At 67.5% G+C, this 14,704-nt stretch carries 16 protein-coding genes; 9 read left to right on the top strand and 7 right to left on the bottom strand.

Translation table 11 applies throughout. The features are described 5' to 3' along the window. The 8 genes from accB to purD all read left to right on the top strand — a co-directional run. Positions 1–268, top strand: a 268-nt coding sequence (gene accB / locus VF651_00080) for an acetyl-CoA carboxylase biotin carboxyl carrier protein (protein HEX7964090.1), incomplete at its 5' end; no start/stop codon positions are given. 11 nt (positions 269–279) lie between these two features. Next, the gene (accC, locus tag VF651_00075) at positions 280–1,620 is read left to right on the top strand and encodes an acetyl-CoA carboxylase biotin carboxylase subunit (GenBank protein ID HEX7964089.1); all 1,341 of its coding nucleotides are present in this window, start codon (positions 280–282) and stop codon (positions 1,618–1,620) included. Beyond that, entirely contained in the window at positions 1,617–2,501 is an 885-nt protein-coding gene (gene prmA / locus VF651_00070) for a 50S ribosomal protein L11 methyltransferase (protein HEX7964088.1), read from the top strand. The genes accC and prmA overlap by 4 nt, the downstream gene beginning before the upstream one ends. 5 nt (positions 2,502–2,506) lie before the next feature. After that, complete coding sequence (locus VF651_00065) at positions 2,507–3,568, top strand: DUF3426 domain-containing protein (protein HEX7964087.1); 1,062 nt, start codon at positions 2,507–2,509, stop codon at positions 3,566–3,568. A gap of 178 nt (positions 3,569–3,746) precedes the next feature. Then, on the top strand, positions 3,747–4,730 hold the full coding sequence (gene dusB, locus VF651_00060; protein HEX7964086.1) for a tRNA dihydrouridine synthase DusB: 984 nt from the start codon (positions 3,747–3,749) through the stop codon (positions 4,728–4,730). Beyond that, the gene (gene fis / locus VF651_00055; GenBank protein HEX7964085.1) at positions 4,727–5,035 is read left to right on the top strand and encodes a DNA-binding transcriptional regulator Fis; all 309 of its coding nucleotides are present in this window, start codon (positions 4,727–4,729) and stop codon (positions 5,033–5,035) included. Before dusB ends, fis begins: the two co-directional genes overlap by 4 nt. Positions 5,036–5,204: 169 nt before the next feature. After that, on the top strand, positions 5,205–6,761 hold the full coding sequence (gene purH, locus VF651_00050) for a bifunctional phosphoribosylaminoimidazolecarboxamide formyltransferase/IMP cyclohydrolase (protein HEX7964084.1): 1,557 nt from the start codon (positions 5,205–5,207) through the stop codon (positions 6,759–6,761). 1 nt (position 6,762) lies between these two features. Next, positions 6,763–8,103, top strand: a complete 1,341-nt coding sequence (purD, locus tag VF651_00045) for a phosphoribosylamine--glycine ligase (GenBank protein ID HEX7964083.1) — start codon at positions 6,763–6,765, stop codon at positions 8,101–8,103. Between the two features lie 131 nt (positions 8,104–8,234). Here purD and VF651_00040 read toward each other — a convergent pair whose 3' ends face one another. The 7 genes from VF651_00040 to trxA all read right to left on the bottom strand — a co-directional run bounded on the left by VF651_00040 (position 8,235) and on the right by trxA (position 13,285). Beyond that, entirely contained in the window at positions 8,235–8,693 is a 459-nt protein-coding gene (locus VF651_00040; GenBank protein HEX7964082.1) for a carboxymuconolactone decarboxylase family protein, read from the bottom strand. A gap of 80 nt (positions 8,694–8,773) precedes the next feature. Further along, a complete protein-coding gene (locus VF651_00035) occupies positions 8,774–9,640 on the bottom strand; it encodes an RNA polymerase sigma-70 factor (protein ID HEX7964081.1) in 867 nt (288 codons plus the stop codon). Between the two features lie 75 nt (positions 9,641–9,715). After that, a complete protein-coding gene (locus VF651_00030) occupies positions 9,716–10,054 on the bottom strand; it encodes a hypothetical protein (GenBank protein ID HEX7964080.1) in 339 nt (112 codons plus the stop codon). A 341-nt stretch (positions 10,055–10,395) separates the two neighbouring features. After that, complete coding sequence (locus VF651_00025) at positions 10,396–10,902, bottom strand: hypothetical protein (GenBank protein ID HEX7964079.1); 507 nt, start codon at positions 10,900–10,902, stop codon at positions 10,396–10,398. Between the two features lie 2 nt (positions 10,903–10,904). Continuing rightward, on the bottom strand, positions 10,905–11,396 hold the full coding sequence (locus tag VF651_00020) for a hypothetical protein (GenBank protein ID HEX7964078.1): 492 nt from the start codon (positions 11,394–11,396) through the stop codon (positions 10,905–10,907). Between the two features lie 133 nt (positions 11,397–11,529). Beyond that, the gene (rho, locus tag VF651_00015) at positions 11,530–12,786 is read right to left on the bottom strand and encodes a transcription termination factor Rho (protein ID HEX7964077.1); all 1,257 of its coding nucleotides are present in this window, start codon (positions 12,784–12,786) and stop codon (positions 11,530–11,532) included. A 70-nt stretch (positions 12,787–12,856) separates the two neighbouring features. Beyond that, complete coding sequence (gene trxA / locus VF651_00010) at positions 12,857–13,285, bottom strand: thioredoxin TrxA (GenBank protein ID HEX7964076.1); 429 nt, start codon at positions 13,283–13,285, stop codon at positions 12,857–12,859. A 128-nt stretch (positions 13,286–13,413) separates the two neighbouring features. Here trxA and VF651_00005 point away from each other — a divergent pair. Continuing rightward, on the top strand, positions 13,414–14,704 hold a 1,291-nt coding region (locus VF651_00005), incomplete at its 3' end, for a DEAD/DEAH box helicase (protein HEX7964075.1).

Below are 14,704 nucleotides of genomic sequence, written 5' to 3'. Positions count from 1 at the left end.
ACCGGCCGCCCCCGCCGCCCGGGCGCTGCCGCCGGGCCACCCGGTGAAGTCGCCCATGGTGGGCACGTTCTATAGAGCGGCGTCTCCCGGCGCCAAGGCCTTCGCGGACGTGGGCCAGGCCGTGAAGGAAGGCGACGTGCTGTGCATCATCGAGGCCATGAAGATGATGAACCAGATCGAGTCGGACAAGGCGGGCGTGGTGAAGGCAATCCTCGCGAACAACGGCGATCCGGTCGAATTTGGCCAGCCGCTGTTCATAATTGAATAAGGCATAGTCCCATGCTGGAAAAAGTCGTCATCGCGAACCGCGGCGAGATCGCGCTGCGCATCCTGCGCGCCTGCAAGGAACTCGGCATCCGCACCGTGGCGGTCCACTCCACCGTGGACAAGGACCTGAAGCACGTGCTGCTGGCGGACGAGTCGGTGTGCATCGGCCCGCCGCCCTCCGCCGAGAGCTACCTCAACATGCCGGCGATCATCAGCGCCGCCGAGGTCACGGACGCGGTGGCGATCCACCCGGGCTACGGCTTCCTGGCGGAGAACGCCGACTTCGCCGAGCGCGTGGAGCAGAGCGGGTTCATCTTCATCGGGCCGCGCGCCGACACCATCCGCCTCATGGGCGACAAGGTCTCGGCCAAGCACGCCATGAAGAAGGCCGGCGTGCCGACGGTGCCGGGCTCCGAAGGCGCGTTGCCGGAGGACCCGAAGGAGATGCTGCGGATGGGCCGCGAGGTCGGCTATCCGGTGATCATCAAGGCCGCCGGCGGCGGCGGCGGGCGCGGCATGCGCGTGGTGCACAGCGAGGCGGCGCTGGTGGCGGCGGTGGGCATGACCCGCGCCGAGGCCAAGGCCGCGTTCGGCAACGACATGGTGTACATGGAGAAGTTCCTGGAGCACCCGCGCCACATCGAGTTCCAGGTGATGGCGGACGGCCAGGGCAACGCGGTGCACCTGGGCGAGCGCGACTGCTCCATGCAGCGGCGCCACCAGAAGGTGATCGAGGAGGCGCCGGCCCCCGGCATCACCGACAAGCAGCGCCGCGCCATGGGCGAGCGCGTGGTGGAGGCCTGCAGGAACATCAAGTACCGCGGCGCGGGGACCTTCGAGTTCCTGTACCAGGATGGCAACTTCTACTTCATCGAGATGAACACCCGCGTGCAGGTGGAGCACCCGGTGACGGAGATGATCACCGGCATCGACATCGTGAAGTGGCAGCTGATGGTGGCGGCGGGCATGCCGTTCACCCTGAAGCAGAAGGACATCGAGTTCCGCGGCCACGCCTTCGAGTGCCGCATCAACGCCGAGGACCCGCGCAAGTTCACGCCCTCGCCGGGCAAGATCAACCTCTGGCACCCGCCGGGCGGCCCCGGCATCCGCGTGGATTCCCACGCCTACACCGGCTACACGGTGCCGCCCAACTACGATTCGCTGATCGGCAAGCTGATCGCCTACGGCGACACGCGCGAGTCGGCGCTGGCGCGCATGCGGGTGGCGCTGTCGGAGATCGCGGTGGAAGGCATCACGACGAACGTGCCGCTGCACCGGGACCTGTTCGCGGACTCGGCGTTCATCGCCGGTGGAACCAATATTCACTATCTCGAAAAGAAGCTCGGGCTCTGAGTTGGCTTGAGCTGAAACTGGCGTTGGGCAAGCTGGATGCCGACAAGGTCGAAGAAGCCTTGCTCGAAGCCGGCGCCCTGTCGGTCACGTTAGAAGATGCCGGCGACGAGCCCATCTACGAGCCGGACACCGACCGGCCTTCCCTCTGGTCTGACACGCGCCTCACGGCGCTCTTCCCCGCGGATGCGGACATGGGCGCGGTCACGGCGCGCCTGAAGGCGGACTTGGGCGTAGCCCAGCTTCCGCCGCACCGCATCGAGCCCCTGGAAGACCGGAACTGGGTGCGGGAGTGGCTGAAGGACTTCAAGCCCATGCGCTTCGGCGCGCGCCTGTGGATCTGCCCCACCGCCTATACGCCGCCGGACCCCGAGGCGGTGAACCTGATCCTGGACCCGGGCCTCGCTTTCGGCACCGGCACGCACCCGACCACGGCCCTGTGCCTGGAGTGGCTGGATGGCGCTCAGGTGAAAGGCCTGGAGGTGACGGACTATGGCTGCGGCTCCGGCATCCTGGCCATCGCCGCGGCGCGCCTCGGCGCGCGCCACGTGTGGGCCGTGGACAACGATCCGCAGGCCCTGGTGGCGACCGCCGACAACGCCGCCCGCAACGGCGTGACGGCGGCCCTCTCGGTGTGCCTGCCCCCCGCCTACCCGGACCATGAAGCGGATCTCATACTCGCCAACATCCTGGCAGGGCCCCTGGTGTCCCTGGCGCCCTTGTTCGCGGCGCACCTCAAGCCCGGCGGGCGGCTGGTGCTCTCCGGTATCCTGAAGGCCCAGGAGCCGGACATCCGGCATGCCTATCAAGCCTCTGGGTTCTCGGGGTTCGAGACCGAGTCCAAGGGCGATTGGATACGGATAACCGCAGTACGCAAGCAGTAACGAGCATGTTCACCGTCTGCACCCATTGCCACACGCGTTTCCGCCTCACGGCTGCCGCCCTCACGGCTGCCCAGGGCGCCGTGCGCTGCGGCAAGTGCCATGAGGTGTTCGACGCCTATGAGCTCCTGGAAGGCGCGGACCTGCCGCCCGAGATGCCGGTGCAGACGGAGGCTGGGGAGCAGGAACAGGACGCGGAGCTGGACGTGGCCGACGCGCCTTCCGTGGAAGAAGCCCCCATCGGCGACGACGTTGCCCTGGAGATCGGCGCAGATGCCGCGCCTGAGCTGGACGAATCCATGGAGGTGGAAGACGAGCCCATCACCTCTGCCCCGGAACTCAAGGCCGGCCGGCGACGTGCGCGCAAGAGCGCGCCCATGGATGACCTGTTTGCGGACCTGATGGGGGATGCGCCCGTCGTTCCGGAAGCCGCATCCATGCCTGTGGAGGATGCGGAAGTGGCGATGCCTGCCGTGGAGATTGATGCCATCTCCGAGGAACCGGCGCCCATGTCCTATGCCCACGTGGATGCGCTGCATCTGCCGCCCAAGCCGGCGCCACGCCGCCCCCTGCGCGCAGCCGCGTGGTGGGTGGGCATCTTCTTGTTGTTGATGGTGCTGGTGGCGCAGTGGGTGAACCTGGACCGGGACCTCTTGGCCCAGAACCCGGTGATCGGGACCTCGCTGCAGGCGCTGTATGCCTCCCTGGGGCACCCCCTGACGAAGCATGCGGATGCCGCAGACTGGCAGGTGGGCGCCCTGAACGTGACCAGCGACCCGGACAGCGGAGGGGCCCTCTCCATCACCGGCGCCCTCACCAACGGCGCGGGGACCGTGCAGCCCTGGCCGGTGCTGCGGGTGGTGCTCACGGACCGCTTCGGCGAACCGTTGCGCGCGCGCGACTTCAAGCCCGCGGAATACCTGCCCGCGGCGCAGTTGGGGAGCCCCAGCCTCGCGGCCCGCTTCCGCCTGGACGTGGTGGACCCGGGTCCCGATGCGGTGGGCTTCAGTCTCACGCCCTGCCTGGACGCGGCCGCGGGCCGCGTGTGTGCGGTGGGCCAGCACGATTGAGCTGTTCCCGTTGATTTGATTGGAAGTTTTTGCGTCGCGCGGCGCCACGCACGCGGCGTGCCGGGACACTTCTCGGACTTCGAACGCGTGTTGCGGAAAAATTTCAAGCTTTGACGCGCGGAAGTTTCTGGCTATTATTTCGCCTCGATCCCAGCCAAAGAATTGCAGCGCACACACCATGCGTATCGGGCCGTATTCTCTCCGCAACAAGCTGGTGCTGGCGCCCATGGCGGGCGTGACGGACCGGCCGTTCCGCCAGCTCTGCAAGGCGCTGGGCGCGGGCATGGCGGTCTCGGAGATGGTGACCTCCCGGCCCGAACTGCGTGACAGCCTGAAGAGCCGCCGCCGCCGCGACCACGAGGGCGAGGTGGAGCCGCGCATCGTGCAGATCGTGGGGGCCGAGCCCGCCATGATGGCCGAGGCCGCCCGCGAGAACGTGGCCGAGGGCGCGCAGATCATCGACATCAACATGGGCTGCCCGGCCAAGAAGGTCTGCAACAAGGCCGCGGGTTCCGCGCTGCTGGCGGACGAGCCGCTGGTGCGGGCCATCCTGGAGGCGGTGGTGGGCGCGGTGGACGTGCCGGTGACCCTCAAGATCCGCACCGGTGTGGACCGGGAGCACAAGAACGGCTTAGGCATAGCCCGCCTGGCGCAGGACGCGGGTATCCAGGCCCTGGCGGTGCACGGGCGCACCCGCGCCGACCTCTATAAGGGTGAGGCGGAGTACGAGACGATCCGCGCCATCAAGGCGGCCGTGAGCATCCCGGTGCTGGCCAACGGCGACGTGGACAGCCCCGAGAAGGCCCTGGCGGTGCTCGAGGCCACCGGCGCCGACGCGGTGATGGTGGGCCGCGCCGCCCAGGGGCGGCCGTGGATCTTCCGCGAGATCGAGCATTTCCTGGCGACGGGCCGGCACATGGCCGCCCCGGCGCCCGCCGAGGTCTGCGCCATCATGCTGGGGCACCTCGACAACCTCTATTCCTTCTACGGGGAATTCAGCGGGGTGCGCGTGGCGCGCAAGCACATCGGGTGGTACCTCAAGACCCTGCCGGGGTCGGCCGGGTTCCGGGAGCGTGTGCTGCGGGCCGAGACGGCGCTGGAACAACAAACGATAATCCGCGGCTTCTTCGCGGACCAAGACATCAGGGAGTTGGCGGCATGAACAAGACAGGGGCGCAGCGGGTCAACCTGGAAGTGGTGGATGGCAGCGGGGCCCACGCGGCCCATGCCTCCCCGACCCATTCGCTGCGGGAGCATGCCGAGAAGAACCTGCGCCGCTATTTCGCGGACCTGAACGGCCACGACCCCTCCGAGCTCTACGAGATGGTGCTGGGCGAGATCGAGCAGCCCTTGCTGCTGACGCTCATGGAGTACACCCGCGGCAACCAGTCGCGCGCGGCGGCGATCCTGGGACTGAACCGCAGCACTCTCAGGAAGAAGCTGCGGAAATATAAGATTAACTCTTAAGCTCCTGCAGCTGAGTCTCTCGTACACCTCTTAAAAGCAGCGGATTTTGGTTACTGGCAAGGCGCGAATGGCCGAGTAACCGGAGCGTACTCTTAGGTACGTGAGGATTACGAGGACATTCGCAACGCCGCCAGGAAACAAAAGACGCGTTTTTAAGAGGTATACACCGGTGCCGGTCAAGCGTGCGTTAATCAGTGTCTCCGACAAGACCGGCATCGTGGATTTCGCGAAGGCCCTCGCCGGCATGGGCGTGGAACTCCTCTCCACCGGCGGCACCGCGAAGCTCCTCCGGGACAGCGGCCTCAAGGTGAAGGACGTGTCCGAGCATACGGGCTTCCCGGAGATGATGGACGGCCGGGTGAAGACGCTGCACCCGAAGGTGCACGGCGGCCTCCTGGGCCGGCGCGGTATAGATGATGCGGTCATGAGCGAGCACGGCATCGCGCCCATCGACCTGCTGGCGGTGAACCTCTATCCCTTCGAGGCCACCGTGGCCAAACCTGGGGCGAGCTTCCAGGACGCCATCGAGAATATCGATATCGGCGGCCCGGCCATGGTGCGGTCTGCCGCCAAAAACCACGCCGCCGTGACGGTGCTGGTGGACAGCGCCGACTACGGCCGGGTGCTGGAAGAGATGAAGGCAGGCAAGGGCGCGGTGGGCGACGCGCTGCGCGCGGAGCTGGCCGCCAAGGCCTTCGCCCACACGGCGGCCTATGACGGCGCCATCGCGAACTACCTGACCGGCCTCAAGGACGGCAAGCCCGCGCCCTTCCCCGCCACTTTCACGGCCCAATTCCACAAGCGCTACGACCTGCGCTACGGCGAGAACCCGCACCAGCAGGCTGCCTTCTACGCCGAGCGGGACCCGGCGCCCGGTACCCTTGCGGCGGCGCGCCAGCTGCAGGGCAAGGAACTCTCCTTCAACAACCTGGCCGACGCGGACGCGGCCTGGAACGCAGTGCTCTCCTTCGACACGCCCGCCTGCGTGATCGTGAAGCACGCGAACCCCTGCGGCGTGGCCCTGGGCGCAACGTGCCTCGAAGCCTACGAGCGGGCCTACAGCGTGGACCGGGATTCGGCCTTCGGCGGCATCATCGCCTTCAACCGCCCGCTGGATGCGGCGGCGGCGCAGAAGATCCTGGCGAACCAGTTCGTGGAAGTGGTGGTGGCGCCGGAGATCGGCCCCGAAGCCCTGGCGGCCCTGGCCGCCAAGCCCAACGTGCGGGCGCTCGCCATCGGCATGCCGGCCGCGGGCGGCATGCCCACACTGGACTACAAGCGCGTGAGCGGCGGCCTCCTGATCCAGGACCTGGACGCGGCCACTACCCTGCCGGAGTTCAAGGTGGTGACGCAGCTCGCGCCCACCGCGCAGCAGCTCAAGGATCTCGCCTTCGCCTGGCGCGTGGTGAAGCACGTGAAGTCCAACGCGATCGTGTATGCGCGGGACGGCCTGACCCTCGGGATAGGCGCCGGCCAGCCGAGCCGCATCATGAGCGCGCGCATCGCCGCCCTGAAGGCGGGCGAGGCCAAGTTCGAGGTGAAGGGCTGCGTGATGGCTTCCGACGCCTTCCTGCCCTTCCGCGACAGCGTGGGCGCGGCATCCCACACCGGCGTGAGCTGCATCGTGCAGCCCGGCGGCTCGATGCGGGACAAGGAAGTGATCGCTGCCGCCGACGAGCTTAAGATAGCGATGGTTTTCACCGGCTTCAGGCATTTCCGGCACTGACATGAAAGTCCTCGTCATCGGCGGCGGCGGCCGCGAGCATGCCCTGGCCTGGAAACTGGCCCAGTCCCCCCAGGTGGAGAAGGTCTACGTGGCGCCGGGCAACGCCGGCACCGCCCACGAGAAGAAGTGCGAGAACGTGCGCATCAAGGCCGACGACGTGCGCGGCCTCCTGGACTTCGCGCTCGGCCAGGGCGTAGGGCTCACGGTGGTGGGTCCGGAGCAGCCCCTGGTGCTGGGCGTCGTCGACGTGTTCACCCAGGCGGGCCTCAAGTGCTTCGGCCCGAGCCGCATGGCGGCGCGCCTGGAGGGCTCCAAGGTCTTCAGCAAGGATTTCCTGAAGCGCCACCACATCCCCACCGCCGAGTACCAGAGCTTCACCCAGGTGGAGCCCGCACTCGCCTACCTGCAGGAGAAAGGCACGCCGATCGTGGTGAAGGCCGACGGCCTCGCCGCCGGCAAGGGCGTGGTGGTGGCGGCGACGCCCGCGGAGGCGGAAGCCGCGGTGCGCGACATGCTCGCGGGCAACGCCTTCGGCAGCGCCGGCAGCCGCGTGGTGATCGAGGAGTTCCTGCAGGGCGAGGAAGCCAGCTTCATCGTGATGGCGGACGGCGAGCACGCGCTCGCGCTCGCCACCTCCCAGGACCACAAGCGCGTCGGCGACGGTGACCGCGGTCCCAACACCGGCGGCATGGGCGCCTACTCGCCTGCGCCCGTGGTCTCAGGCGCGATACACGAGCGGGTGATGCGCGAGGTGATCCGCCCCACCATCAAGGGCATGGCCGCGGAAGGCTCCCCTTACACCGGGTTCCTCTATGCCGGCCTCATGATCGATGCCCAGGGCAACCCCAAGGTGCTGGAGTTCAACTGCCGCTTCGGCGACCCGGAGACCCAGCCCATCATGATGCGGCTCAAGTCCGACCTGGTGAGCCTCTGCGATGCGGCGCTGGAACACAAGCTGAACAAGGTGAACGCCGAGTGGGACGGGCGCGCCGCGGTGGGCGTGGTGCTGGCGGCCGAGGGTTATCCCGGCGACTACCGCAAGGGCGACGTGGTGCTGGGGCTGCCGCAGTTCCCCAGCGACCACGTGAAGGTGTTCCACGCCGGCACCGCCGAGGAGGACGGCAAGGTGGTGACCAGCGGCGGCCGCGTGATGACGGTGACGGCGCTGGGGGACACGGTGGCGGACGCCCGCCTGCGCGCCTACCACATCGCCGAGAGCATCCGCTGGCCGGGCCGCTTCTTCCGCAAGGACATCGGCTGGCGCGCGGTGGAGCGCGAGGAACGGGGCGAGAACCCGCGTATCGGCGTGCAGTTCGACGCCAGCTGGCCGAACCGGCGCTAGCTACGCATCAAAACGTGGGGATTTTGGCCGCTGGCTAGGCGCGCAAAGCGAGCAGGAGGGAGCGTACTCTTGGTGTACGTGACCGACTGTGAGTCGCAGCGCAACAAAGCCAGCGGACAAAAGACCCCGTTTTAGGCCGCGAGCGGCTTGCGTTCTACGGGGGTGCGCAGGCTCACGTTGAGGGTGTTCCAGGTGCGGATCACCGCCACCGCGAAGGTGAGCTCGGCGATCTCCCGCTCGCTGAACTGCCGGTCCAGCAGCGCGAACGAGGCGTCCAGGGCCTTGTCATCGTGCAGCGCGTTGACCTTCTCGGCCCAGTCCAGGGCCGCTCGCTCCCGGGCGTTGTAGCAGTCCGACTCGCGCCAGGCGGGCAGCAGCGCGATGCGCTGCAGATCCTCGCCGGCCGCGAGCAGGTTGCGCACGTGCATGTCGATGCAGAACGCACAGCCATTGACCTGTGAGACGCGCAGGAACACGAGTTCCAGGAGCCGGGGGCCGATGCCGGACTTGTGCACGGCCATGCTGAGGTCGAGCTGCTTCTGGAACGGCTCGGGGAGGATCTCGGGGTAGCGGATGGTATGGCGGGACATGGATGCACTCCTGGTCGTCGGGCGCGCGGCATGCGCGTCCCATGCATCCAGGACGCGCCAGGCGCCCGGCCTGTGACAGCTCAAGCCACGGCGATGTGCTGGAGCTTGTCCGGGTTGCGCACGATGTAGATGTCCAGGATGCGCTCGCCGTCGGTGACGAAGCCCAGGGTGGAATCCAGCCTGCCGTCCATGAAACGCAGCACGCCAGGCTCGCCGTTGATGAGGGCTTCCCGGTAGCTGAAACGCCCGCTGAAGCGCTGGTTGAGGCTGGAGAACAGGTGCGCGATCCGCCCGGCGCCGTGCAGGACGCGCAGCGCGGCCGGCACCTTGCCGCCGCCGTCGGCGGTGAAGGCGGCCTCCGGCGCCAGCACCGCCAGCATCTCCTCTCGGCTGTCCGCCTGCAGCGCGGCCACGAAGCGTTCCAGGAGGCGCCGCTGCGCCTCCGGGTTCACCTGGAAGCGCGGCCGCTCGGCGCGCACCCGCTCGCGGGCGCGGTGCAGCAGCTGCCGGCAGGCGGCCTCGCTCTTGCCCAGCATCTGCGCGACTTCCCGGTAGTCGGCGTCGAACACCTCCCGCAGCAGGAACGCGGCGCGCTCCTCGGGCGCGAGCCGCTCGAGCACCAGCAGGAAGGCCTGGGATACGTCGCCGGCCAGCTCGACGGCCCGCTCGGGCGCTTCCGCCTCCGCCACCAGGGGCTCCGGCAGCCAGGGGCCCTGGTAGGCCTCGCGCTCGCGCTTGGCGGCGCGCAGGCGGTCGATGCTGAGGCGCGTCACCACCGTCACCAGCCAGGCCTCAGGGTCCATGAGGCCGGCCTCGTCCGCGGTGCGCCAGCGCAACCAGGCGTCCTGCAGCACGTCCTCGGCATCGCTGCGCGAGCCGAGCATGCGGTAGGCGAGCCCGAACAGGCGCGGGCGGTGGCTGAGGAACGTGGTCTCGCTGGCGGGCATCGGGCAGGCTCCTGTCCGGCGCTCAGTCTATGCCGGTCTCATCCAGGACGTATGGGGATGCGGACCTGTGACAGCTCAGCGGCGGCGCTGGGGCGGGCGCGCCTCTTCCGTGCGCTGCTTGTGACCGGCGATGCGCTTGTCCACCGCCCGGCGCACCGGCGGCAGCGCCAGCAGCAGCCGCACGGGCGCATACAGCGGGATGTGGCGGCAGATGCACGCCACTGCCCGCGCCCCGCGCAGCAGCCTGCCGCTGTCGAGCTCCTGCACCACCACGTCGCCGTCCACCACCCGCCCACCCGGCGGCGTGGCGGTGGAGACCACCACCCGGTGGAACCAGTCGAAGAAGAGGTGCATGCGCGCATGGCGCAGGCAGGAGCTGCAACTGGGGTCGAGGTAGATGCGGATGTAGGTCATGGCGCCGCCCTTCCTTAGGCAGGTCCGCGTTCCTTCGGAACGGTATCCGCTTCAGGATACTGGCCGCGGGCGGCGGCGACCGTGACGCAGGCCACTCAGGACGGCTGATATAGGGCGCGGAATCGCCCCAATTCAAGAACAAGCTTCTAAACTGACGTCACATAACCCTAAACGGTGGATTTTGACCGCGGGCTAGACGCGCGAGGCGAGCAGGAGGGAGCGTACTCTTAATGTACGTGACCGACTGCGAGACCGAAGCGCTCGCCGCTCACGCACATCCCTGTGCTCCGCGGCACGCACGCATCCTTGCTACAGACGACGTCCCCGGTCAAAAGACACGTTTAGGGCTTGCGGTAGAGGCCGTCGAAGACAGTCTTCCAGGTCTTGCCGCCGTCGCTGGACACCTCCCAATGCTGGCGCACGGCGCCGTCCTTGGGGGTCCAGGTGATGCGGTTGAGGAGCTTGCTGCCATCGGCCTGCACTTGCTCGCCGCTCATGACCATGCTGCCGTCCTTGAGGCCGCCTTCGATCTCCAGCAGCGTGCCGCCGTTGTCCACCCAGGTCTGGTGCCATACCTTGCGCACCGGATCGTAGATGTTGAAGCTGGAGCCGACGCTTCCACCGGCGCCGGTCCAGTGCTCCTGCAGCACGCAGCCGCCGTACTCCTTGGTGATGCGATTGTGGCCGGCGGGTTTGCCTGCGGGGTTGGTCACGTCCCAGTCTCCCAGCCAGAAATCGAACTGCGCATACTCGGGCGCACTGCAGGGTGCGGCAGGCGCAGGCGCGGCCTGTAACGACGCGATGAGAAGAAGAGCAGCCAAGGCCAGGAAGAGACGCAGGGTACGCATGATCACCCTCTCGAATAGTAGACGTCGAATATGACCGTCCAGGTCTTCCCGCCGTCCCCGGAGGTCTCCCAGAGCTGGCGGATCTTGCCGCCCTGAGGGATCCAGCTCATGCGGTCCTGGACGCGCTTGCCGTCCTGGGTCATGGTGCCGCTCATGACCATGCGGCCATCCTTGACCGTGCCTTCCAGCACCACGAGGGTACCAGAGGAATCCACCCAGGTCTGGTGCCACAGCTTGCGGGACGCATCATAGACGCTCAGGCTGCCGCCGGTACCGCCGTCGACGCTGGTCCAATGCTCCTGGAGCACACAGCCGCCATAGGCGTTCTCGACGCGGTCGTGGCCCACCAGCTTGCCGTCGGCCACGGTGGTCACGTTCCAGTCGCCGAGCCAGAAATCGAACTGCCGGAACGCCAGATCGGCGCAAGCGGCCTGGACCAGGGAAGGCGCCAGGGACGCGACCAACAGGGGGACGAACAGCAGTCGTCGGGGCATCGCCGGAGATCCAAAGCCGAGCATGATCACTCAGACACAAGGACCGGCGGCGAGTTCCGGATATTTCCGCTGAACTAAAAGCGAAGGGGCGGGTCTCGCGACCCGCCCCTCCCTTGCCTCTCGGCCCTCCGGCTCAGCGTTTCATGGAGTCGAAGAACTCGCTGTTGGTCTTGGTGTCCTTGAGTTTGTCCAGGATGAACTCGCTGGCGGCCAGCTCGTCCATCGGATGCAGCAGCTTGCGCAGGATCCACATCTTCTGCAGCTCGTCCTGCGGGACCAAGAGCTCCTCGCGGCGAGTGCCGGACTTGTTGATGTTGATGGCCGGGAACACGCGCCTCTCGGCGATGCGGCGGTCCATGTGGATCTCGGAGTTGCCGGTGCCCTTGAACTCCTCGTAGATCACGTCGTCCATGCGCGACCCGGTCTCGACCAGCGCGGTGGCGATGATGGTGAGGGAGCCGCCCTCCTCGATGTTGCGCGCGGCGCCGAAGAAGCGCTTGGGGCGCTGCAGGGCGTTGGCGTCCACGCCGCCCGTCAGCACCTTGCCGGAGGCCGGCACCACGGTGTTGTAGGCACGGCCCAGGCGGGTGATGGAGTCGAGCAGGATCACCACGTCGCGCTTGTGCTCGACCAGGCGCTTGGCCTTCTCGATCACCATCTCCGCGACCTGCACGTGGCGGGTGGCGGGCTCGTCGAAGGTGGAGGACACGACCTCGCCCTTCACGGAGCGCTGCATCTCGGTCACTTCCTCGGGCCGCTCGTCGATGAGCAGCACGATGAGGTAGACGTCGGGGTAGTTGGCGGCGATGGACTGGGCGATGTTCTGCAGCATCATGGTCTTGCCGGCCTTGGGCGGCGAGACGATGAGGGCGCGCTGGCCCATGCCCTGGGGCGCCACCATGTCGATGATGCGCGCGGTGATGTCCTCGGTGGAGCCGTTGCCGCGCTCCATCTTGATGCGGCGCTTGGGGAACAGCGGCGTGAGGTTCTCGAACAGCACCTTGTTCTTGGCGTGCTCGGGCGGATCGTAGTTGATGTGGTCCACCTTGAGCAGCGCGAAGTAGCGCTCGCCTTCCTTCGGCGGACGGATCTTGCCGGCGACGGTGTCGCCCGTGCGCAGGTTGAAGCGGCGGATCTGGCTGGGGGAGACATAGATGTCGTCCGGGCCGGCGAGGTACGAGCCCTCGGCGGAGCGCAGGAAGCCGAAGCCGTCCTGCAGGATCTCCAGGACGCCGTCGCCGGAGATCTCCTCGCCGTTGCGGGCGTGCGCCTTGAGTATGGAGAAGATCACGTCCGTCTTGCGCGAACGTGCCATCCCCTCGAGCCCCATGGATTCGGCCAGCTCGATGATCTTCTCGGCCGGCCTGCGTTTGAGTTCTGTCAGGTTCATATGAGTTTCATTCTCGGGTTTATGTGCCCGGCGGGAACCGGGCGGGGGTGGGTGTGCGATGGTCATTGGGTTATAGGTTCGTCTCGATGAAGGCAGCGAGCTGCGACTTGGACATGGCGCCGACCTTCTGGGCCTGCACCGAGCCGCCCTTGAAGATCATGAGCGTCGGGATGCTGCGGATGCCGTATTTCTGGGTGACCTGCTGGTTCTCGTCGACGTTGACCTTGGCGATCTTGAGCTTGCCCTGGTAGTCGCCGGCGATCTCGTCGAGGATCGGGGCGATCATCTTGCAGGGTCCGCACCACTCTGCCCAATAGTCCACCAGCACGGGGACATCGGAGCTGAGCACGTCTTTCTGGAAGTTGGCATCGCTGGTATAGACGATCTGGTCGCTCACGGTGGAAAAGCCTCCTTGGATGGCTCGTATTCGGGTGTTCAGGGCTGCGGGTGCGGTGATATTCCGAAGGGCTGGCGGGATGATGTGACGGACGGTGCCCATTAAGGCACAATATCGCGGCTTGCTCGCAGCGCTGGGTGGAAAAACCTGGTGATTGCTTGGAAAAACAGCCCGCGCAAGGCGCGGACGTCAAAGGCATTTCGGGTATTTTGAGCCCAACCCTCCGGAGAATGCAAGCCCCGGAATACCCTACTGGAAGCAAATTGAGCGACCTTAAATTCGAGTCCCTGAACCTGGCCGAACCCCTCTTGCAGAGCGTCCGGGAGGCCGGCTTCAAGGGCTGCACCCCCATCCAGGCCGAGACGCTGCCCATCGCACTGGCGGGCCGCGACGTCGCCGGCCAGGCGCAGACCGGCACCGGCAAGACCGCCGCGTTCCTGCTCGCCCTCTTCAACCGCCTCCTCACCCGCCCCTCGCCCGCTGACCGCAGGCAGAACCAGCCGCGCGCGCTGGTGATCGCGCCCACCCGCGAGCTGGCGGTGCAGATCCACAAGGACGCGCTGGTGCTCGGCGCGCACACCGGGCTCTCCATGGCGGTGGTGTACGGCGGCGAGGACTACGAGAAGCAGCGCAACCGCGTGGCCGAGGGCGTGGACGTGCTGATCGGCACGCCGGGCCGGCTCATCGACTACATGAAGCAGCATGTGTTCGACCTGCACAACACCGAGGTGCTGGTGCTGGACGAGGCGGACCGCATGTTCGACATGGGCTTCATCGCCGACGTGCGCTTCCTCCTGCGCCGCCTGCCGCACCCGACCCAGCGCCTGTCCATGCTGTTCTCGGCCACGCTCTCGCACCGGGTGCTGGAGCTCTCCTACGAGCACATGAACAATGCCGAGTTCGTGCGCATCGAGCCGGACAAGGTGACCGCCGACAACGTGCGCCAGAGCCTGTACTTCCCCGCCGGCAACGAGAAGCTGCCGCTGCTCATCGGCCTGCTGCGCAAGATCGACCCGCACCGCACCATGGTGTTCGTGAACACCAAGCGGGTGGCGGAGGACGTGGTGGCGATGCTGAACGGCAACGGCTACAAGAGCGAGGTGCTCTCGGGCGATGTGCCGCAGAACAAGCGCCTGCGCCTGCTGCGCGAGTTCACCGGCGGCGAGCTGCCGATCCTGGTGACCACGGACGTCGCCTCCCGCGGCCTGCACATCCCGGACGTGAGCCACGTCGTCAACTACGACCTGCCGCAGGACGCGGAGGACTACGTGCACCGCATCGGCCGCACCGCCCGCGCCGGCGCCTTCGGCGACGCCATCAGCTTCGCCTGCGAGGAGTACTCCTTCTCGCTGCCGGACATCGAGCGGTACATCGGCCATTCCATCCCCCGCGAGGCCCTGAGCGGGGACATGCTGCCGGAGCTGGCGCCGCCCGAGAAACGCGAGCGGCACCGCCCCATCCATCACGGCGGGGGACGCGGCGGCGGCGGGGGCGGGCGTGGCGGCGGCCGGCGCGGGGGTG

The sequence above is a fragment of the Gammaproteobacteria bacterium genome (assembly GCA_036383255.1).
Classification (GTDB): domain Bacteria; phylum Pseudomonadota; class Gammaproteobacteria; order Natronospirales; family REEB76; genus DASUBN01.
This window is presented reverse-complemented; position numbering and strand designations above follow the sequence as displayed.